At 48.9% G+C, this 21,009-nt stretch carries 17 protein-coding genes; 11 read left to right on the top strand and 6 right to left on the bottom strand.

The window, feature by feature from the left end; genetic code table 11:
• From flgB to CD05_RS0116090, 4 genes are all read right to left on the bottom strand, one after another.
• Positions 1-369: a flagellar basal body rod protein FlgB gene (flgB, locus tag CD05_RS0116105; protein WP_028511342.1), complete on the bottom strand. Its 369-nt coding sequence runs from the start codon at positions 367-369 to the stop codon at positions 1-3.
• Between the two features lie 365 nt (positions 370-734).
• Complete coding sequence (locus tag CD05_RS20160; RefSeq protein WP_051589085.1) at positions 735-1,820, bottom strand: HD domain-containing phosphohydrolase; 1,086 nt, start codon at positions 1,818-1,820, stop codon at positions 735-737.
• 222 nt (positions 1,821-2,042) lie between these two features.
• Positions 2,043-3,578 carry a CotH kinase family protein gene (locus CD05_RS0116095; protein ID WP_028511341.1) on the bottom strand — a complete coding sequence of 512 codons (1,536 nt, stop codon included), beginning with the start codon at positions 3,576-3,578 and terminating at the stop codon, positions 2,043-2,045.
• A 16-nt stretch (positions 3,579-3,594) separates the two neighbouring features.
• On the bottom strand, positions 3,595-4,590 hold the full coding sequence (locus CD05_RS0116090) for an aldo/keto reductase (RefSeq protein WP_028511340.1): 996 nt from the start codon (positions 4,588-4,590) through the stop codon (positions 3,595-3,597).
• Positions 4,591-4,889: 299 nt separating this feature from the next.
• On the opposite strand from CD05_RS0116090, the gene CD05_RS0116085 reads away from it, so the two are divergent.
• From CD05_RS0116085 to CD05_RS0116065, 3 genes are all read left to right on the top strand, one after another.
• A complete protein-coding gene (locus CD05_RS0116085) occupies positions 4,890-7,016 on the top strand; it encodes a cellulase family glycosylhydrolase (protein WP_242841283.1) in 2,127 nt (708 codons plus the stop codon).
• Between the two features lie 1,084 nt (positions 7,017-8,100).
• Complete coding sequence (locus CD05_RS0116070; RefSeq protein WP_051589084.1) at positions 8,101-9,168, top strand: flagellin; 1,068 nt, start codon at positions 8,101-8,103, stop codon at positions 9,166-9,168.
• A gap of 263 nt (positions 9,169-9,431) precedes the next feature.
• A complete protein-coding gene (locus CD05_RS0116065) occupies positions 9,432-10,523 on the top strand; it encodes a flagellin (protein ID WP_051589083.1) in 1,092 nt (363 codons plus the stop codon).
• Between the two features lie 891 nt (positions 10,524-11,414).
• Here CD05_RS0116065 and CD05_RS0116055 read toward each other — a convergent pair.
• Both CD05_RS0116055 and CD05_RS0116050 read right to left on the bottom strand, forming a co-directional pair.
• Complete coding sequence (locus tag CD05_RS0116055; protein ID WP_028511336.1) at positions 11,415-12,185, bottom strand: type III pantothenate kinase; 771 nt, start codon at positions 12,183-12,185, stop codon at positions 11,415-11,417.
• A 320-nt stretch (positions 12,186-12,505) separates the two neighbouring features.
• Positions 12,506-13,141, bottom strand: coding sequence for an ECF transporter S component (locus CD05_RS0116050; RefSeq protein WP_028511335.1), 636 nt, complete (start codon positions 13,139-13,141; stop codon positions 12,506-12,508).
• Positions 13,142-13,412: 271 nt separating this feature from the next.
• Between CD05_RS0116050 and coaBC the strand changes: the two genes are divergently transcribed.
• The 8 genes from coaBC to CD05_RS0116005 all read left to right on the top strand — a co-directional run bounded on the left by coaBC (position 13,413) and on the right by CD05_RS0116005 (position 20,993).
• The gene (gene coaBC / locus CD05_RS0116040) at positions 13,413-14,603 is read left to right on the top strand and encodes a bifunctional phosphopantothenoylcysteine decarboxylase/phosphopantothenate--cysteine ligase CoaBC (RefSeq protein WP_028511333.1); all 1,191 of its coding nucleotides are present in this window, start codon (positions 13,413-13,415) and stop codon (positions 14,601-14,603) included.
• Positions 14,600-15,037, top strand: coding sequence for a hypothetical protein (locus tag CD05_RS0116035; RefSeq protein WP_028511332.1), 438 nt, complete (start codon positions 14,600-14,602; stop codon positions 15,035-15,037). The genes coaBC and CD05_RS0116035 overlap by 4 nt, the downstream gene beginning before the upstream one ends.
• 173 nt (positions 15,038-15,210) lie before the next feature.
• The gene (locus CD05_RS0116030; RefSeq protein ID WP_028511331.1) at positions 15,211-17,373 is read left to right on the top strand and encodes an alpha-galactosidase; all 2,163 of its coding nucleotides are present in this window, start codon (positions 15,211-15,213) and stop codon (positions 17,371-17,373) included.
• A 3-nt stretch (positions 17,374-17,376) separates the two neighbouring features.
• Complete coding sequence (locus CD05_RS0116025) at positions 17,377-17,754, top strand: hypothetical protein (RefSeq protein ID WP_028511330.1); 378 nt, start codon at positions 17,377-17,379, stop codon at positions 17,752-17,754.
• Between the two features lie 62 nt (positions 17,755-17,816).
• Positions 17,817-19,148: a CCA tRNA nucleotidyltransferase gene (locus CD05_RS0116020; RefSeq protein WP_028511329.1), complete on the top strand. Its 1,332-nt coding sequence runs from the start codon at positions 17,817-17,819 to the stop codon at positions 19,146-19,148.
• Positions 19,123-19,653, top strand: a complete 531-nt coding sequence (locus tag CD05_RS19145; protein WP_051589082.1) for a VanZ family protein — start codon at positions 19,123-19,125, stop codon at positions 19,651-19,653. The genes CD05_RS0116020 and CD05_RS19145 overlap by 26 nt, the downstream gene beginning before the upstream one ends.
• Positions 19,626-20,285, top strand: a complete 660-nt coding sequence (locus tag CD05_RS0116010) for a class II aldolase/adducin family protein (RefSeq protein ID WP_028511328.1) — start codon at positions 19,626-19,628, stop codon at positions 20,283-20,285. Before CD05_RS19145 ends, CD05_RS0116010 begins: the two co-directional genes overlap by 28 nt.
• Before the next feature lie 108 nt (positions 20,286-20,393).
• Positions 20,394-20,993: an SMI1/KNR4 family protein gene (locus tag CD05_RS0116005; RefSeq protein ID WP_028511327.1), complete on the top strand. Its 600-nt coding sequence runs from the start codon at positions 20,394-20,396 to the stop codon at positions 20,991-20,993.
• The last annotated feature ends 16 nt before the right edge of the window (positions 20,994-21,009 follow it).

Genomic DNA, 21,009 nt, shown 5'->3' with positions numbered 1-21,009 from the left:
TTATCTGAATGTTGCATTCTGCATTACATACTGGTAGTTGCCGATAGTCATATTCATCTTCTGAATGATATATGACTGCTGGAGGTATGTCGAGTAGAGCTCGAGCGATTCCTTATCAGCATCTACGTTATTGCCGTCTGTTGTAAAATATGTATCCTCCGTCTGGAGTATAGAGGTCTCAAAGGCATAGTCGCCGCCACGCTTTGCGCTCTCATACTCACGGTCAAGAAGATCCCTGAAGCTGACCTCCTGAGTCTTATAATGAGGAGTATCAACATTAGCGAGATTATTCGTTATGACCTGCTGCTTAACATTAAGCATATTCAGGCTCGATTCCATAGCTTTAAAGTCAATAGATTCAAACAGCATAGCCTTTTTACCTCCGTTTGCAGTTTTTGTCAAATGAATTGATTTAATCGTCATCCGACAGTTATCTTATTATTCATATTATACCAAGTTAATTATACTACATAACGGTACAAAAATCAAGTCACTTACAGATATTTATTCAAAATACTGCAAAATAATGCTATGAATTAAGCATATTAGACAAACGAAACAGCGCATTTTCAGCAAATATTCTAACATAAAGAAAGCGCACGGCAATTTACGGGCAAGAGATCGTAAAAAACAAAGCCCCCGCATGATCCTTGCAGGACCTCACGGGGGACTATCATATTCTGATATTTATATGCAGGGGTGTCTTAATATAATATATATAATAGTATCAGCACTCAGCTGCCGGTAACGACCGTGCCTGATGTTTCTATCTTCATATTGAGCGAGCGTTCGAGGTAAGCCCTCATCTTAGACTCGCACTCATTGAAGGCCGAGAGAACCTTCGGCGGGAAAACGCCCGTCTTGCCCTCTCTTATCATAGACAGTGCCTGGTCGTAAGGGATAGCCGACTTATACACACGCTCTGCGATAAGGGCGTTATAAACGTCGATTATCGAGTATATCTGAGCGGAGATAGGTATCTGGTCGCCCTCAAGGTGGTCAGGGTAGCCCTTGCCGTCCCAGCGCTCGTGGTGGTACTTGGCTATCTCGAACGCATAGGTAAAGAACTTATGCGAATTATCGAGCCCGAAGCGGTTCAGAAGCTCAACACCCTTTACGGTATGCTGCTTCATGGTGATGAACTCATCATCAGTGAGCTTGCCGGCCTTAAAGAGTATGCTCGGCGGTATGAGAGCCTTGCCTATGTCGTGCAGTGCTGCCGCATCGCCTATATAATCAGCGTCCTGCTGGCTGATGCCGTACTCGGGGTACATATCAGCAAACGTCTCGGCAATGATATGCGTCAGATCCTTGCTTCGGATTATATGGTCTGCTGACTCGAACTGTATCAGTGTAAAGCAGTTTGAGAGGACGGTTATAAGCTGCTTGGTGCGCTTTTCAAGATCCTTGGAATCTCCGCCGCTCTCGGTCTTGGCCTTTTCGTAGATCTCGGTCACGGCCTTCATCTTTGTGCGGAGGTATGTGGGGTCGTAGGGCATCTCGATTATCTCGTTATAGCCTGAAAGGTAAACGGCAGAAGCGTGGTCTTCAACTATCTCTCTCGGCAGCATAGCTATAAGAGGCACCGTCTCGGAATACTTCTTGGTGACAAAATCATCGCCGTAGACACGCATCTCATTTGAGAACTGCTCATCGCAGCATATAACAGCGCTCACCCTGCCGATAAGAGCAGAGGTCTTGCTGACAGCCTCCATATAGCTGCCGAGCATGATGATATTGTAATCCTTACCGATAGCCTGTTTGAGAACGAACTGGTTCATCTTATTGTTACCGATATAGAGAATGCTCTTTTCAACCATTACCTCACCGCCATTCATAAGGGCAGAGCTGCCCACAAAGATACCCGTATGTATTATACTACAAAACCTTCAAATTGTCAACGGTAAATATACAAAATTATGGATAATTTTACAAAAAAGTGTTGCAAAACGGGGTCAAGCACTGCCAAAACAGCAAATACCCCCGGGATATTTAAAAAACTCCCGGGGGTATGATGCTTTATAGCTTTGCATTACCTGTCATCAGCTGCCTGTGTAGAACTGCTTGTCCATCCATTTGAGCCTTGCGTTTATCCAGTTGAAAAGGTCATATGCGCAGTCAACGCCGCCGTCTTCGTTGAGGTCATCCTTGTATACTTCAAGGTATATCTTCTCATCGGCTATGCACTTGTCAATAAGGCCTGTGTCCTTAAGAGATGTCCATTTCTCAGAAGCAAGCGCTTTGAACCAGTCCTGCTTTATAAGTATTACGAACCAGGGGTTTGTTCTGTCGCCCTTTGACTTAACAAAGCTCTGCTCGCAGAATGCGCCTGCCCAGTAGCGTGATGTGCTGTCGTTATACGCCCAGTTGAAATCCCACGGAGAGGTGAATGTGAGCTTTCTTACCTCGCTGTTTTCGGAAAAGTCAACGCACATAAAGAAGCTGCCCTCGCCGCAGTCGTAGTCGTGTACTATCTCATATAAAAGGTACATATCCACAACGCTCTCGATATCCATAACGGCTTCCACGGTGTCCTTTGCATTGTCAAAGTCGGCCTTTACAAGCTCGTAGTTTTCATCGAAGGTGTAATACTCGCCCTTCTCGCAGGCACGGTATACTATCTCGAAAACGCCCTTCATATACTTCTCGATAAACTCCACCTGCTGCTTGGTGTATACATCGCTCTTTAGCGAATACTCAGCCGGCACGAACTTTCTCGTCTCGCCCTCGATATCCGTCACCTCGTATTCGCCATAGTCAAGGGTGATGTAGATATTGTCTTCATCGCCTGTGGCGTAGTTGTCTATCTCCAGATAATAGCCGAGGTCGTTGCCGGTGTAGCCCTCCTCCTGCTCGGTGATGTTGACACGGTTCTTGCCGACCTGGCACTGCTCGCAGAGGGTGTATATGCCCTTGAACTCGTTATTGAGGTAGACATACACTATCTGAGAATCGGTGCTGAATGTATGCCCGCCGATAAGCGTTCTGCCAAAGCGGAAGGCTATATCGTTTCTTATAAGATCCCAGTCAGCTTTGAGGAGCACCCAGCTTTTTGCCTCGGCGCCGTCATGCAGGCCGAGCATATTGGTCTTTTTATCAAACTTTATCCTGTAGGGCACCTGGTTTTTTCTTATCTGCGCCACGTCGCCGTAGAATGCGCTCGAATTGCCCCTGACCTTGACGCCTGCCGACACGCCGTCGAGTCTGACGCTCTCGTCGCAGTTAAAAGTATCGACCACGCATGAGGTGTAATCGTAAATAGACACCACCTCGTCACCCGGAGCGGTGACTATGTGGATAGAGGGGATAGTGTGCTCGCCGGCCTGTTCTTGCTCAAAGGCCTTGACGGCTTCTTTGTCAGCGCCAAGGCTCTCAAAGGTCGCAGGCTCTTTGTTTATCACCTGCGAGGGCTTTATATCGAGCATATCGACATTCTGATTTTCAGCGCCGCTCTCCTCAGATGATGAGGACGACTGCTCTGTACCGCTGTCAGAGCTCTGCGACGAGCTTCCCTTGCCGCACGAAGCAAGAAGCATCACTGACGCAAGCAGCAGAGGGAGTGCTTTTCTCTTTTTCATAAGCCTGCTCTCCTTATCACATAGCGAGTATCTTTTCAATCTCGTCAAGCTCTGCCTGAGTGAATGTTAAGTTTTCAAGAGCGCCCACGTTGTCGATTATCTGCTGCGGCCTGCTCGCTCCGCAAAGCACTGTAGCCACGGCCTTGTTGTTAAGAAGCCATGCTACAGCGAGCTGAGAAAGTTTCTGCCCTCTTTTAGCGGCGAGGTCGTTTAAGGCATTAAGTCTGGCGAGCATCTTGTCATCAAGCTCGTTCTTTATCCAGGTAGCGCCCTTGCCGATACGGGAGTCATCGGGTATACCTTTTAAATACCTGTCAGTCAGAAAGCCCTGATAGAGCGGCGAGAACACCGCAAGGCCTATGCCGTTTTCTGCACAGAATTTATCGAGCCCGTCACGCTCGACCCAGCGGTTGAGCATAGAAAAAGAGGGCTGGTTGACGATAAATGGTGTCTTGAGCTCTTTAAATATCGCCAGTATCTCGGCAGTCTGCGCCTTGTTGTAGTTTGATATGCCTACATAGAGCGCCTTGCCCTGACGCACTATATGGTCAAGTGCAAGAGCTGTTTCTTCAAGAGGGGTATCAGGGTCAAAGACATGGTGGTAGAAGATATCGACATAGTCGAGCTTCATTCTTTTAAGGCTCTGGTCGAGCGAGGATATCAGATACTTGCGGCAGCCGTTCTTATCGCCGTAAACGCCAGGCCACATATCATAGCCGGCCTTTGTGGAGATACACAGCTCGTCACGGAAAGGGCGCATACCACGGTCGAGTATCTTGCCGAAATTCTCCTCGGCAGAGCCGTTATAGGGGTGGCCGTAGTTATTTGCAAGGTCAAAGTGTGTGATACCGAGGTCAAAGGCGGTACGGCACATCTCCTCGGCAGCGGTGAAGCTCGAGCCGAAGCCGAAGTTCTGCCAGAGGCCGAGCGATATGGCCGAAACTCTCAGGCCGCTCCTGCCGATACGGTTATAGACCATTTTATCATAGCGTTTCTCATTCGGGGTATACATAAGGTATCATTCCTTTCAGCATCAATTGTTATAATTATATTACCATAATGCCGCTGTAAAAGATATAGATTATGCTATTTATTTTTATACATTTCCTATTATCGCAGCAGTGTAAACGTTATCATGCATGGCGGTGATGCCGGAGTTTATAAAGTCTGCCGCCTTAACGTATGATTATTTGATAAAATCATATCTGCGCTCTTGATAAATAGGAAAAAGTGTGTTATAATTAAAAAGTATAAGAAGAAACAGCGTGATATATCACGGTTGATATCCAACCGGAAACTGGAGGAAGATATATGTCTGATGAAAAGGATATAAAGACCCCTGACGAAAACGAAGCTCCCGAAGCAGAGGCAGCCCCCGAAGCTGATACTGCGCCCGAGCCGCAGCAGCCGTCGGGCGAAGTGGACAAGGCAAAGAAAAAGCGCCTGCTGACGGCGTTTATAGCACTTGATGTGCTGGTGGTGGCTGTTATCGCTGCTATAGCACTCATGCACAATGCAAAGAAAGACGACAGCTCATCAAAGGGTGAGAGCTCGTCTGTGTCGGCATCGAGCAGCGAGGACGAGGGAGGCGACGACGCATCTTCCGAGGAGAGCGCAGGCGGCCTGCCTGTAGGCGGTGACGATGCATCATCTGACAATGAGAGCTCAGACAGCTCGTCGGAGGAAGACAGCTCATCTGAAGCTGACAGCTCGTCAGAAGAAAGCTCGCAGGACGACTCATCGGACGCTGACGACAAAAAGAGCGACGGCTATACTATAGTATATAATGCAGGCAACGGCTGGGAAGACAGCGGCGTACAGATGTGCACCTTAGAGCTCAAAATAGAAAACAACACATCTTCTCCGATAAGCGGCTGGACGCTGGTGTGCGACATTGACGGATTAAAGAGCGTTGACGGCTGGAACGGCACATGGAAGGCAAGCGGCAGCACGCTCACCATAACGAACGCTGACTACAACGGCGAGATCCCGGCAGGCGGCTCGCAGGTCATAGGCTGCAACATCGGCACGACTTCGGCACTTAAGATAAAGAGCGCAAAGCTCAACAAGAAGGACTGCACGGTAAAGGCCGGCAAGGTAGACCAGAACCAGCAGAACAATCAAAACAACAATAACAACCAGAACAATAATAACGGCGGCAATAACAACGGTGCATCGTCAAAGAGCACCAAGGAGCTTCTGACAAGGAACAAGAACGCCGTACAGGGCGACGACTGGCTGCACACCGACGGCAGCAAGATACTCGACAAGGACGGCAAGGAGGTCTGGCTGACAGGTGTGAACTGGTTCGGCTACAACACAGGCACGAACACCTTTGACGGGTTATGGAACAGCGAGCTTGCACCGACTGTCAAGGCGATAGCAGACCACGGCTTCAACCTGATAAGAGTTCCGATATCGGCTGAGCTGATAAACAACTGGGCGGCAGGCGATTATCCGCAGGCAAACTACAACAACGCCTACAACGCAGAGCTAAATCAGATGAACAGCCTGGAGATATTTGAGTATTTCCTTAAGCTGGCGGAGGACAACGGGCTTAAGGTAATGCTCGACATACACTCAGCAAACACTGATGCATCGGGTCACAACGCAAATCTCTGGTACACTGACAGGGTGAGCGAGGAGGATTACTACGCAGCACTTGAATGGGCGGCTGACAGGTACAAGAAGAATGACACGATAATAGCCTTCGACCTTAAAAACGAGCCGCACGGCAAGCCTAACGAGGGCGACAGTGCTGCTATATGGAACGACTCGAAGGACAAGAACAACTGGAAGAACACCGCAGAGGTGGCGGCTTCCAAGGTGCTTGCAAAGAACCCGAACGTGCTCATTATGGTAGAGGGCACGGAGATATACCCGAAGGACATCAAGAAAAACGGCGACTACAAGTCCACCGATGATGATGACTACTACTTCAACTGGTGGGGCGGCAACTTACGAGGTGTAAAGGACTATCCTGTTGACCTTGGCAAGTATCAGGACAAGCTCGTTTACTCGCCGCACGACTACGGCCCGACTGTTTACGAGCAGCCGTGGTTCAAGGGCAGCTACGACTTTGACAGCCTGATGAAGGACTGCTGGAAGGACAACTGGTTCTACATCTGCGAGAACGACACGGCTCCCCTGCTGATAGGCGAATGGGGCGGATTTATGACCGAGCCGAACCTCACATGGATGACCTACATGAGAAAGCTCATAAAGGACAATCACTTAAACCACACCTTCTGGTGCTTCAACGCAAACTCAGGCGACACGGGCGGCTTAGTGCTTGATGACTTCACCACCTGGGACGACGAGAAATACAACTTCGTCAAGGAAGTGCTCTGGCAGGAAAGCGGCAAGTTCGTCGGTCTTGACCATGCGATAAAGCTCGGCGCAAACGGCATAACGCTTAAGAGCGCAAAGGGGCTTTGAGCCGGATAAAAGTATACAGAACGACCCCCGGGGCGGTGTGATGCCCCGGGGGTCGAGTTGATTTTTGGGGAAATATATGCTATAATAGCCATAGCCTGAGTTTGGCAACATAGATTTGGCGGTCTCCTTAGAGATAAGGAGGTGGTAGCATGGAATACATAACCTTTACCGAGCTTGTGTTATACACCAATATGCTCGTAGGTGTCATTACCCTCTGCTATCTTATCTTCCACAAGAAGAAATAGCGTAGCTTTTTAATAAAAAGAACGCACCGCCGAAACCTCCAAATGGTTGGCGGTGCAATTTCACCAATAACTACAAGGAGTGCCGTCTTAGATCCCGGGGGTTGCCGCCCTCGGGGCTTAGGCTTTTCCTTAATCACAGTATACCACAGTCTTGGCGGTTTGTCAAGGCTTTTTGCATTGACAACTTATGAAAATATATGCTATAATAGCCATAGCCTGAGTTTGGCAACATAGATTTGGCGGTCTCCTTAGAGATAAGGAGGTGGTAGCTATGCAGGATTACGTTACATACGAAAGTCTGTTTCAATTCACAAGTATGCTTATGGCGCTTGTTACATTGTGCTACCTTATCTTCCGTAAAAAGAAGTAAGCTTAGCTTTTGATATAAAAGTAAAGCACCGCCGAAACTCTAAGTAACGGCGGTGTTTTCAAACACTTAGAATTACAAGGAGTGCCGTCTTAGATCCCGGGGGTTGCCGCCCTCGGGGCTTAGGCTTTTCCTTAATCACAGTATACCACAGTCTTGGCGGTTTGTCAAGGCTTTTTTGTATTCTGAGGGTTGGTCAGGGGACTTTGCGGTCGCCCCGTGCCTGCGCAGCTGGCATCACCCCTTCGCAGCCACGCTTCTGAGCGATTCAGGCTGCAAATACCCCTCATTTGTTAAGTCTGCACAACAAAAGGCCTCAACATTTGTGAAACATTGCCCCTTTAAAATACTCAAAGCCGTGCGATGTATATAACGTAAGCGGCAAGGAGTAGCGCACAGCTCCAAGCCAACCAAAACCATACACGGCAAGGACGCCGTGACAAAAAATTTATAATACATGGAGGTATTTATTATGAGTATGGTAGTTAGAACTAACACAATGGCACTGAACGCAAACAATGCGCTCAACAAGAACAACAGCACAGTAGCAGGCAACCTTGAAAAGTTGTCAACAGGTTTTAAGATCAACAGAGCAGCAGACGACGCTTCCGGTCTTGCAATAAGCGAGAAGATGAAGGCTCAGATCAAGGCTCTTGACACAGCTTCCAAGAACGCAGAGGACGGCGCTTCCCTTATCAAGACAGCTGAGGGTTACATGGGCGAAGTTCATGATATGCTTAACAGGATAGTAGAGCTTGCTGAGAAGTCGGCTAACGGTACTTATGAGACCAAGGAAGGCGGAGCGGCTAAAGAGGCTTTTGGAGCAGCTGAAACCGATCGTCAGGCACTTCAGGACGAAGTTGATCAGCTAACAGCTGAAATTGACAGAATTGCCACAACAGCCAACTTTAATGAGTTAAAACTTATGGATGGCTCTATGGACAAGGATAATGCAACAAATAAAGGCTTGGTTGTTACAAATGATACGTTAGAAAATGGTGTATTTAAAGAAAAAGGAACATCTGTTGCATCGACCGCATATACTGCTGGTTCTGCTCTTACACTTCAAATTGGTGAGACATCTGGCGCAGCTGATAAGCTGAGTGTAAACATTAAGAGCTTTAAAACAGATCAGCTGTTTAATTCATTAACAACTGATACAAAAAATGCTAATAATGTTGCAACTGCTCAGTTAGTGGTTGCAAAGAATACCACATCTACAAATGCTAATGGTGTAACACTTAACGTTTCCAATCAGGAATCTGCTTCTGTTGTTGCAGAAAAGGTACGTGACGTTATCAACGATGTATCTGCACAGAGAGCTAAGCTCGGTGCTATGGAGAACAGAATTGATTACACAATCAACAACCTGACAACTGCTTCTGAGAACATCACAGACGCTAATTCAAGAATCCGTGACACAGATATGGCTAAGACCATGATGCAGTATACACAGGGCAACACTCTTACACAGGCTGCTCAGGCTATGCTCGCTCAGGCAAACCAGGCTCCGTCATCGGTTCTCCAGCTCCTCCAGTAATTGGAACAGCTGCTTAGAACTTAGCGCAAGTTAGTTTAAACGAAAAAAATCCCTTCCCTGAGAAACGGGGAAGGGATTTTTCCTGTGCATTACGCCCATAAAACCCAAAAATATTTGTAACATCTGCCAATTTAAAAAACTGCCTGACGGACGATTAATATATTGTAAGCGGCAAGGAGTAGCGCACAGCTCCAAGCCAACCAAAACCATACACGGCAAGGACGCCGTGACAAAAAAATTTATAATACATGGAGGTATTTATTATGAGTATGGTAGTTAGAACTAACACAATGGCACTGAACGCAAACAATGCGCTCAACAAGAACAATTCAACAGTAGCAGGCAACCTTGAAAAGTTGTCAACAGGTTTTAAGATCAACAGAGCAGCAGACGACGCTTCCGGTCTTGCAATAAGCGAGAAGATGAAGGCTCAGATCAAGGCTCTTGACACAGCTTCCAAGAACGCAGAGGACGGCGCTTCCCTTATCAAGACAGCTGAGGGTTACATGGGCGAAGTTCATGATATGCTTAACAGGATAGTAGAGCTTGCTGAGAAGTCGGCTAATGGTACTTATGAGACTGTTGATGGTGGCACCAAAAATGAAAACTTTACAAAAGCAGGCGATGCATCAACCACTGGTGTTGACCGTCAGGCTTTACAAGACGAAGTAAACCAGCTAACAGCTGAAATTGACAGAATTGCTACAACAGCTAATTTCAATGAATTAAAACTGTTTAATGGTGATATGGATACTTCCGCCGCAAGAACAATAGCAAAAGTGGAAGTTGCAGCTGCTGATAAGAAAGCAGGAGCAATTGAAGTTGCTGAAACAACCATTGCTAAAAAGGAAGGCAGTGCGTTGACATTACAGATAGGTGAAACTTCTGGTGCGGCTGATAAGTTGGGAATCAGCTTAAAGAGCTTGAAGACAAATGATTTATTTGCTGATTTGAAGGCAACAAGTGTTTATGTTGATGATACAAAAAAGGTTGGTCTTACAGGCGATAATTATTCTGGTGGTAAAGGTGTTTCGACTAATACTGAAGGTTTAACGCTTAATATCTCAAATCAGAATGCAGCTTCCGTAGTTGCAGAGAAGGTTAGAGATGTTATCAACAACGTATCTTCACAGAGAGCTTCTCTCGGTGCTATGGAGAACAGACTTGATTACACGATCAACAACCTGACAACTGCTTCTGAGAACATCACAGACGCTAACTCCAGAATCCGTGATACAGATATGGCTAAGACCATGATGCAGTATACACAGGGCAATACCCTTACACAGGCTGCTCAGGCTATGCTTGCTCAGGCAAACCAGGCTCCTTCACAGGTTCTCCAGCTGCTCCAGTAATTACGGCCATTGTGATAATTACCTTAGCTTAGGTTAAGTTAATTAGATAGTTCAAGCCCTCCCTGAGAAACGGGGAGGGCTATTATCGTGCCCCCTTTGGGACGGAATCAGTGAATAGTGAAGAATTGAGGTGTCGTGTCTTATCGGCGAAAGCCGATAAGACGAAAGTTTTGCTTTGCAAAACATTTCACTGCGCCGATATGATGCCCATTCGGGCAGGAAAAGCAAAGCCCCCACGAACCACCCCTCAGAATACAAAAAAGCCTTGACAAAACGCCAAGGCTGTGGTATACTTTAGATAAGGGATAGCCCGAGTCCTGCGAAGAATGCGACCTCTCCGCAGAATAATGACGGCACTCCAATAATTTAACGGATAAAACACCGCCTCATCTTATGGAGATTTGGCGGTGTTTGCTTTACTTGCGTTGTCCCTTTCCGGGTCTACACGTTCAGCTTACTTTCTCTTCTTGTTACGGAAGAACAAGTAGCACATTATCTGTATTTCTACCACTCTGAGCAACAGCTCCATAAGGAGTATAAAATCACTAAGTGTCAGATACATTGTGCAACCCTCCTCATCTCTAAGGAGACCGCCAACTCGAGCCAATAGTATTATAGCATATATTTTCCAATATGTCAATACAAAAGCCCTTGACAAAACGCCAAGGGTGTGGTATACTGTTATTAAAGGAAAAGCCTAAGCCCCGAGGGCGGCAACCCCCGGGATCTAAGACGGCACTCCTTGTAATTTAGGTTTGAACACCGCCAACCGTCAGGAGGTTTCGGCGGTGTATGCTTTATAAAAAGCTCAGCTTACTTCTTTTTACGGAAGATCAAATAGCAAATATTCAGCCCCCGGTGTCATAAACGACGCCGGGGGCTGGTGTTTTATCAGTCTTTTTTATTCTTGTTGTATATGACCATAAGGCCTTTGAGCAGTAGGTCTTCATCGAGGGTGATATCCCTCTTGCACAGCGGGATTATGAGCGGTGCAAGGCCGCCGGTGGCGATTACGGTACACTTCTCGCCGAGCTCCTCCTCCATGCGCTCTATCATGCCGTCGAGTGCGCTTGCGGTCGAGAACATGATACCGCTTTTCATACAGTCAACGGTGTTGGTGCCGATTATCTTTTTAGGTGTCTCAAAAGCTATCCTCGGCAGCTGCGAGGTGCGTGAGGTCAGCGCATCGCTCGATACGGCCATACCTGTCATGATAACACCGCCGATGTAGTTTTTGTTCTTATCCACCACCGACATTGTGGTAGCTGTGCCCATGTCGATGATTATCATCGGGGCTTTGTATTCGCTGATAGCGGCAGCTGCGTCCACGGCAAGATCAGCGCCGAGTGTGGCAGGGTTGTCTATCATGATGCTGAGACCTGTCTTTACGCCGGGGCCCACCACCATAGCGGTAACTCCTGCGAGCTTGGTTATCGCCTGCTTAAGGGTATTTGTAACGCTCGGCACGACTGACGAGATAATAGCGCCTGAGATATTCTCCTCCGAGAGCGAGTGCAGTTTCAGCGCCGTCGAGAACAGCGTCATGTATTCAAGGTCAGTTGCGAGCTGATTTGTCGATATCCTCTCACGGAAAAGTATCTGCTTATCATCAAAGCAGCCGAGCACGATATTTGTATTTCCCACGTCGATAGCGAGTATCATAGTTTCTCCCCCTATATTTCAGTTAATAGTTAACAGTTGAGGTGCGGCTGCGCCGCTTTTGCCTATTCTGGCATTCTGAGCCGGACACCTGCCGTCCAGATAAAAATCTATCCGCCGCAGAAGTTATGCGGCGGAGAGAATGGTTTAGGCAACACCGCACAAGGATTGTGCGCAGATTGCGCAGTCAGATTTTTTGTCAGTTCGCCCAAATTTGCCGCAGGAATACTACCGTATTTCAAGGTGAATTTGGGTGATATGACGGAAAATATGCAAGCAAGATGCGTACAAAGCCACCAGGCGGTCTTTGTGCGGTGTTGCCTTTATGCGGCTTCCTGAGCCTTTTTCTGAGACGGGATAAGGCGTGCCTTGAAAAGTGCTGTGCCTACTGCTGCTGTGAAGACCGTGGAAACGATCATCTCAACAAGCGCATTCACGCCTACAAATGTCACGATGAATACGAGGACATTCTTGCCGCCCATGAGATCCTTCATATACTGAGTGTTGCCAAAGAGCAGCACGAGCGCACTCATAAAGAAAAGTGTATTGAAGAATGCCGAGCAGAAACCTGTGATACCGCAGGCAACGGGCTTTGCTGCCTTGTCTCTGAGAGCCTTGAATACAAAGCCTGCGATAAGGCCGTCAGCAAGTCTCGGGATAAATCTCTGAACGAATGCGAGGAAAGGGTTGATAGCGAAAAGTGCTGCACCCATTCCCGAAGGAACGCCTATGCCTATGCACTGTAAAAAGCTCATAAGGCCGAACACACCACCGACGACAGCACCGCCGGCAGGGCCGCAGGTAACAGCTGCGATAGCTATAGGTATGATGTTGAGTGTTATCGAGAGTGGGCCTATCGGGATAGTGCCGATAGATGTGAACGAGAAGATCAGCACAAGTGCTGTCATAAGCCCCAGGATAACAAGATTTTTGGTGTTGAAGAAATTGTTTGTTTTCATATCTGAAAACCTCCTTTGTTATTATTCCTCACAAGAGGATACAATACAGCGCCGGTGCTTTCCTGCCCTTTGTGCTTTTGCAAAGTCAGGCTCAAAAAAGATACCTGCTTTTCGCACTCACGGACTTTCCGGCACAGCCGCACACGGGGGCTTTCCCCGAGCGAGTACATTATAGCATATTTTTTTTCAAAAAGCTATATCTTTTTTTGAAATTCTGTGTTATAATAAAATTAACACTGTAAAACCATTCTCAAATTGGAGGAATCAACAAATGCTCAAGGGAAAGACCGTAGTTTTAGCCGTAACAGGCTCTATAGCCGCATACAAAATGGCGAATGTCGCAAGAATGCTCATAAAGCTGGGCGCTGATGTTCACGTTCTTATGACGCAGAATGCAACACAGTTTATAAACCCTATCACCTTTGAAACGCTGACCTCGCACAAGTGCCTTATCGACACTTTCGACAGGAACTTCCAGTACAGCGTCGAGCACGTTGCCCTTGCAAAGGCTGCCGACATCGTGCTGATAGCTCCTGCCTCTGCAAATGTCATAGGCAAGATAGCAAACGGCATTGCAGACGATATGCTCACGACTACCGTTATGGCCTGCCCGTGCAGGAAGCTCGTCTCCCCTGCCATGAATCACAATATGCTGCACAACCCGATAGTTGAAGACAACATCAAAAAGCTCGCATCATACGGCTACGGGATAATAGCATCTGACCGTGGAATGCTTGCAAACGGCGACATAGGCGACGGCCGTATGCCCGAGGAGAGCGTACTTGTTGAGCACGTTATTCAGGAGATAGCATTTGAAAAAGACCTGACCGGCAAGAACATACTCGTCACCGCCGGTGCAACAAGAGAAGCGATAGACCCTGTGCGCTTTATATCAAATCATTCAAGCGGCAAAATGGGCGTTGCCGTTGCAAGAGCTGCTGCAAGGCGTGGGGCTGACGTAACGCTCGTTCATGCGCACATGGAGACAGGTGAACCGATGTTTGTAAACAACATTTCCGTCACATCGGCGGCTGATATGTATGATGCTGTAATGGCGAACAGCGAAAAGGCCGACATCATTATAAAAGCTGCAGCCGTTGCAGACTACACCCCCGAAACGGTAGCTGAGAGCAAGATAAAGAAAAAGGACGGAGATATGTCTATCCCCCTAAAGCGCACGCAGGACATCTTAAAAGCCCTCGGCGGGAAAAAGCGTGAGGGGCAGATAATATGCGGCTTCTCTATGGAGACTGATGATATGATAGAGAATTCACGCCGAAAACTCGACAGCAAAAACTGCGACATGATATGCGCAAACTCATTAAGAACGCAGGGCGCAGGCTTCGGCGTTGACACAAACGTGATAACCATGATAACAAAGGACGATATGCAGGAGCTGCCCATTATGTCCAAGGACGATGCAGCGCACAGGATACTTGACAAGATAAGGGGTATGCTGTGAGGCTATTAAAACTGCTGTTCCCTGTGAAGATAGGGGCGATAATGAGCTTTTTCATGAGCGGCTCGAACGGAGTTGAGATGTATTCGGGCTATCATTACAGTCTGAAAATGAACAAAGACGGCAGCTACACTGCCGAATACAAGCCAAGCGGTGTGCCTGACGAGCAGGCGCTGAGAAAGCAGGTGGACTTTGACTTTGCCGAGAGCCTTTCGCAGCTTATGAGGGACATGAAGATAAACCGCTGGAACGGCTTTGACAAGTCAAACCGCATGGTAATGGACGGCACAGGCTTTTCGCTCGATGTGAGGTTTACAAACGGCAAAGAGCTGCGTGCGCACGGATACATGAAGTGGCCTAAGGGCTACGGCGAGTTTTCGGGAACGGTCGCAGGGCGGTTCAGGGAGCTATTTGAACAGGTAACAGGTGATAGGTAACAGGTAACAGGTGAGGTGTGCCTTCGGCACATTATGCCCATTCGGGCTTGTTCCCCCGAGGTATTGCCGATGATATGCAAGATCGCTGTCCAGACAGGCCGAATGGCCATCTGTCCTGCGAAGCAGGACACCACAACTGGTAACTGTTAACTAAAAAAAGAGGGAGTATATATATGGCAAAGCGAATAAGCTATTTTGAAAACGGCATCTATATGCTGTTTGAGATAAACGACGAGAATGAGATAAAACTGCTGCATTTTGCACCGGTGCCGTTTTCGGAAAAAGACATTGAGCCCTACTGCGAGGAGAAGGGCTTTGCGCTTTTTGAGGCTGCAAAGAGCTTCCGCCCGGTGGAGATAAACCTCTCAGGGCTTGACAGGCCTTTAGAGCGCCACGGCAACAAATATATCATCACAGCCCCCGGCTACCGCATGAAGTTTAAAGATATAAACGACACGGCAAACCAGCTCGGCAGGCTTATCGAAGTCACCTGCTATGACGAGCCGACAGGCATCGAGACTGTGTCGCACTATCAGTTTTATAACGGTGTGAGCGTTTGCAGGGTATGGACTACCGTCACCAACAAGGGTGATGAGCCGCAGGTGCTTGAATATGTATCCTCCTTCAATCTAAACGGCATTGAAAAGGAAGGCAGTCTGCCTCAGGATAAGAAGATGCTGTTCTGGGTATGCCACAACTCATGGCAGAGAGAGCTCAGCTGGCAGAGCTACACGCTGCCGCAGCTCGGACTTTCGCAGACGCAGCCGACGCCTTTCCAGCACAGCTCGAAGGTCTTTGCGATAGGCAATGTCGGCAACTGGTCGGCAAAGGAATACATACCTATGGGTGTGATAGAAAACACCGAGACAGGCTCGGCACTTGTATGGCAGATAGAGCACAACGGCTCATGGCACGCAGAAGTCTCTGACGAGGAGGGGCATCTGTATCTTCAGCTCAGCGGCCCTACTGAGATAGAATCACACTTTACAAAGACACTTAAGCCGGGCGACGTGTTCGAGTCGGTGACTGCGGCTGTGGGCGTTGCAAAAAAGGACAATATGCCGGCGTTTGACAACGCAATAGCCGAGCTTACACGCTACCGCCGTCTGATACGCCGCCGCAACAAGGACAACGAGCGCCTTGCCGTAATATTCAACGACTACATGAACTGCCTGTGGGGCGACCCGACCGAGGAGAAGGAATACCCCCTCATAGACGCTGCTGCAAAGGCCGGGTGCGAGTATTTCTGCATTGATGCCGGCTGGTATGCTGACGGTGCGTGGTGGGACGAGGTCGGCGAGTGGCAGGTATCACACAAGCGCTTCCCGAACGGCTTACGCCCTGTCACCGACTACATAAGAAGCAAGGGCATGATACCGGGTGTATGGTTAGAGCTGGAGGTCATGGGAATAAACTGTCCGCTGTTAAAGGGCAGGGCAGACGACAGCTGGTTCTTTATGCGGCACGGCAAGAGAGTGTATGACCGCAGCCGCTATCAGCTCGATTTCAGGAACGAAAAGGTAAGAGAGTTCGCTGCTGAGACTATCGACAGGCTTACAAACGAATACGGCATCGGCTACATCAAAATGGATTACAACATCGAGCCCGGCATAGGCACCGAGACTGACGCTGACAGCTTCGGCGACGGCCTGCTCGGGCACGAGAGAGCATACATAAGCTGGCTCAGAGACACCTTCAAGCGCCACCCCTCGCTCATTATCGAGAACTGTTCGAGCGGAGGGCTGAGAATGGACTATCAGATGCTCTCGCTGTATTCGATACAGTCAACCTCTGACCAGGACGACTACAAGCTCTACTGCACTATCGCTGCAAACTCCCCCACTGCGCTCACACCCGAGCAGTCGGCTATCTGGAGCTACCCGAAGACCGACGGCAACAGCGAGGAGGTAGTCTTCAACATGGTAAATGCCATGCTGCTGCGCATACATCAGAGCGGTCATTTAGCATACATAAACGAGCAGAGCGGCGAGCTTGTAAAACAGGCGATAAAGCTCTACCGTGAGATAAGAAAAGACATACGCTCAGCCGTGCCTTTCTGGCCGATAGGCTTATCAGGGTTCGGTGACGAATTCACCTCTTTAGGGCTCAGAAATGACGACGGCAGCGCATACATCGCTGTATGGAGGCGTGAGGGAGACAGCGGAAGTGTCACTCTGCCTGTGGGGTATCTTAGCGGCAGGCAGGCAAGGGCCGAGTGCATTTATCCTTCGTTTGCAGACAACAGATATGAGTTTGCAGACGGTGCGCTGACCGCAGACATGGCACCCTACACCGCAAGGCTGTTTAAGATAACGCCCGATGACAAGGAGCAATAAGCAATGGAAATGGATATAATAACTATCCCCGTTGAGATGCCGCTTATGGTATGGGGAGAAAAGGTAGATTACATATCGGTGCGCACTGACGACCCGGCAAAGGAAGACGATGAAGATTTCTGGAACGGTGAGTTCAGGCAGCACCTTGCAAATGCCGTAAAGATACTCGGCGAGAGCTCAAAGTACGAATCGCTGCTGACTGCTGTGGCAGTCGAGGACAAGGACATAGAGCTTGACTATCTGAGCTCAGTTACGTTAAGCTTTATCGGCGGCAAGGTTTGGTATGACTACATCTTTGAGGCAGGCAAGCTGATAGGTAACTTTGACGTTCACCTCAAAGCCACGCCTGACGGCAAAATGGGATTTGTGGAAATGACATAGTCAATGCACTATGCACAATCGATGTGTCCTGCTTTGCAGGACTATAAAAGGAGTGAGCGAATTTGTCAGCTATACCCGGTCACGTCAGGGACGTGCTTGAAAAACTGAACAGTGCCGGGTTTGAGGCATACCCTGTAGGCGGCTGCGTAAGGGACAGTCTGCTTGGCAAAACGCCGCACGACTGGGATGTATGCACAGCCGCCTACCCCGACGAGATGAAAGAAGTCTTCTCTGATATGCGCTGCATTGAAACAGGGCTTAAGCACGGCACGCTGACTGTGCTGAGCGGCGGCGAGCCGATAGAGGTGACGACATTCCGCTCGGACGGGGATTACACCGACCACCGCAGGCCGGATTCTGTCAGATTCGTGCGCTTGCTAAGAGAAGACCTCAGCCGGCGTGATTTTACCGTGAATGCACTGTGCTTTGACACAGACGGCGGCGTGATAGATATGTTTGACGGGCAGGGCGACCTTGGCAGAAGGCTTATACGCTGTGTAGGCGATGCCGGCAAAAGATTTGAAGAAGACGCTCTGCGCATACTAAGAGCACTTCGCTTTTCGAGCGTGCTGGATTTTGACATAGAGCATGATACGGCCAAAGCGCTCAGAGAAAAGGCAGGGCTGCTTAAATATGTATCGGCAGAGAGGATATTCTGCGAGCTTAAAAAGCTGCTGACAGGGTCAAGGGCAGGCAGGCTGCTGATCGAATACAGAGAGGTATTCGCAGTCATAATCCCGGAGCTTGCCGAGTGCTTTGATGTCATACAGAACAACCCTCACCATATGTATGATGTATACACCCACATCTGCAAAAGTATTGACAACATAGAACCGGACGAGACTCTGCGGCTTACGATGCTGCTGCACGACATTGCAAAGCCAAGGTGCAAGACAACAGACGAAAACGGCATCGACCACTTCAAAAAGCACCCCTTTGAAGGTGCAAAGATGGCAGATGAGATACTCTCACGCCTAAGAGCCGACAATGAGACAAGAGAGCTTATCTGCAATTACATAACCGAGCACGACAACCGGCTTGCGGAGAATGAGCGCAGCGTCGGGCGGTTCATATCAAAGCACGGGTACGAGTTTTTTGACAACTACTTAAAGATACGCCGTGCCGACACGCTGGCGCAGTCGATGTACTACCGTGAGGAAAAGCTAAAAGACCTTGACATACTGCTTGAGATAAGGGCAGCTCTCGAAGAAAAGAGCGCCTGCCTGACACTTAAAGACCTTGACCTGAACGGCCACGACCTTATTGCGGCAGGATACTCAGGCAAAGAGATAGGCACAGCGCTTGAAATGGCGCTTGACGGTGTTATCGCCGGCAACGTACAAAACGACAAGAAGGAACTGATAGAATATGTCTCAAAACAGAGCCACTGCTGACATATTGCTTGCAGCGGCGTTTCTGGCACTTGCGGTGATCTGGGCGGTAGTTATATACTCCTTTTCATCGCAGGACTCAGATGAGAGCGCATCACTAAGCGGCGAGGTGGCTCAGGTGATAGCTGACACGCTCGAATCAGACGACAGCTCGTCAGACATAGAGCACATAATAAGAAAAACTGCTCACTTTTTAGAATACGGCGTGTTCGGCTCGCTTATGTTCGCATCAACGGCTTTCTTTTTAAAATGGCGTGGCAGGAAGCCTTACTTGGCCATCATCGCAAGCACGCTCGCTGCAATAATATATGCCGCAAGTGATGAATACCACCAGACCTTTGTTCCCGGGCGGAGCGGCGAGGTAAAGGACGTGCTGATAGACACCTCGGGCGCACTGGCAGCATCGGCATTTATTTGCCTGATACTGCGGCTGCGTGAGCGAAAAAGCACAGTAAGCACACAAGAACAGGAGGACGCAGGATGTACTCAGAGCTCAGAGAGCAGATAGCAGAAATCTGCCGCATGATGTGGCAAAAGGGCTGGGCAGCGGCAAACGACGGCAACATATCCGTCAATGTCGGCGAGGGAAAATTCTTAGCCACGCAGACCGGGATATGCAAGGCGTTTTTCAAGGCGGAGAATGTCGGGCTTATAGACGGCGACATGAACGTATTGGACGCAGCCCCCGGCTTTAAGCCTTCAAGCGAGATAAAGATGCATCTGCGCTGCTACCGGGAGAGGGCAGACATCGGTGCTGTGATACACGCACACCCTGTTGCGGCGACATCTTTTGCGTGCGCCGGGCTGCCGCTTGACGATGAATGCATGATATCTACCGTGCTGGAGGTCGGCAAGGCTCCCCTCGTGCCGTATGCCACCCCCTCGACTGACGAGGTGCCAGAAATGATAGCGCCTTATCTGCAAAGCCACGATGTTTTGCTGCTTGAAAACCACGGCGCACTTGCTCTGGGGCGTGACCTGATAACGGCATTCTGCCGCATGGACACGCTTGAACATCAGGCGCAGGTGTCGATAAACGCAAGGCTTTTGGGCGGTGTTAAAAACATAAGCGATGTAAACGTAAAAAAGCTCATATCCATGCGTGCGTCTTACGGCCTCAGCAGCCCGCCCGGCGCTTGACAAGAGGTATGATGTGTGATATACTATTACTAATAATATACAACAATTCGCATGAGCCTTGTAAGCAATGAACAAACAAGATAAGTATTATTCGGGAGGGTAAAACCAATGGCAAAGCAGTATAACATCAGCGCTGCAAAAGCGGCGGAAATTCTTTCAAAAGAAAAGGGCGTTGACAAGACAGCTGTGCTCAATGCAGAGAGCAGGCTCGGCATCAGCTTCCCAAAGGCGCTCGAAGAGCTTTATCTCACAAGCTCGGGCTTTGACCTGGGTGCAAAGAGCAGGGTGTTTGCCCCGGCATACATATCACGCCTCGACGGTGAAGACACAGCCTTCATCATAGGCACGAGCGGCGACAGGCTCGCCTGCATATTCAGCAGAGACCTCTTAAACGACGACCCGCTTGTTTACCTCGGCACACTTACAGGCAAGTCGCTCGACTTCTCGGTAAATCAGAAGCTCTCGCAGTTCTTAGCATGGGTGATATTCGAGGCCGTGACAGAGATAAAGGGCGAGGTCATAGGTGTTGACGACAAGGGCGAGATAGATGAGCTTGCAAAGAAGCTCGGCTTTGACCTTGACAAGCTGACCGACGGCAGCGCTGACAGCTGCATAATAAGCCTTGACGACGAGACCGGCGAGCTGGTATTCGTAAACACCGACGCTGCCGGCAAGGTGGCTGTTATGATCGTAGTCAATACAAAGTAATATATAACAGTTTACC

Source organism: Ruminococcus sp. NK3A76 (assembly GCF_000686125.1).
Taxonomy (GTDB): Bacteria; Bacillota; Clostridia; order Oscillospirales; family Ruminococcaceae; genus NK3A76.
Note: the sequence above shows the minus strand (reverse complement) of the source record. Positions and strands in the feature narration are given on the sequence as shown.

Bases quoted from the DNA above. Each gene is read 5' to 3' on its own strand.
- flgB (WP_028511342.1), bottom strand. From the start codon at position 369: ATGCTGTTTGAATCTATTGACTTTAAAGCTATGGAATCGAGCCTGAAT.
- CD05_RS20160 (WP_051589085.1), bottom strand. From the start codon at position 1,820: ATGGTTGAAAAGAGCATTCTCTATATCGGTAACAATAAGATGAACCAG.
- CD05_RS0116095 (WP_028511341.1), bottom strand. From the start codon at position 3,578: ATGAAAAAGAGAAAAGCACTCCCTCTGCTGCTTGCGTCAGTGATGCTT.
- CD05_RS0116090 (WP_028511340.1), bottom strand. From the start codon at position 4,590: ATGTATACCCCGAATGAGAAACGCTATGATAAAATGGTCTATAACCGT.
- CD05_RS0116085 (WP_242841283.1), top strand. From the start codon at position 4,890: ATGTCTGATGAAAAGGATATAAAGACCCCTGACGAAAACGAAGCTCCC.
- CD05_RS0116070 (WP_051589084.1), top strand. From the start codon at position 8,101: ATGAGTATGGTAGTTAGAACTAACACAATGGCACTGAACGCAAACAAT.
- CD05_RS0116065 (WP_051589083.1), top strand. From the start codon at position 9,432: ATGAGTATGGTAGTTAGAACTAACACAATGGCACTGAACGCAAACAAT.
- CD05_RS0116055 (WP_028511336.1), bottom strand. From the start codon at position 12,185: ATGATACTCGCTATCGACGTGGGAAATACAAATATCGTGCTCGGCTGC.
- CD05_RS0116050 (WP_028511335.1), bottom strand. From the start codon at position 13,141: ATGAAAACAAACAATTTCTTCAACACCAAAAATCTTGTTATCCTGGGG.
- coaBC (WP_028511333.1), top strand. From the start codon at position 13,413: ATGCTCAAGGGAAAGACCGTAGTTTTAGCCGTAACAGGCTCTATAGCC.
- CD05_RS0116030 (WP_028511331.1), top strand. From the start codon at position 15,211: ATGGCAAAGCGAATAAGCTATTTTGAAAACGGCATCTATATGCTGTTT.
- CD05_RS0116025 (WP_028511330.1), top strand. From the start codon at position 17,377: ATGGAAATGGATATAATAACTATCCCCGTTGAGATGCCGCTTATGGTA.
- CD05_RS19145 (WP_051589082.1), top strand. From the start codon at position 19,123: ATGTCTCAAAACAGAGCCACTGCTGACATATTGCTTGCAGCGGCGTTT.
- CD05_RS0116010 (WP_028511328.1), top strand. From the start codon at position 19,626: ATGTACTCAGAGCTCAGAGAGCAGATAGCAGAAATCTGCCGCATGATG.
- CD05_RS0116005 (WP_028511327.1), top strand. From the start codon at position 20,394: ATGGCAAAGCAGTATAACATCAGCGCTGCAAAAGCGGCGGAAATTCTT.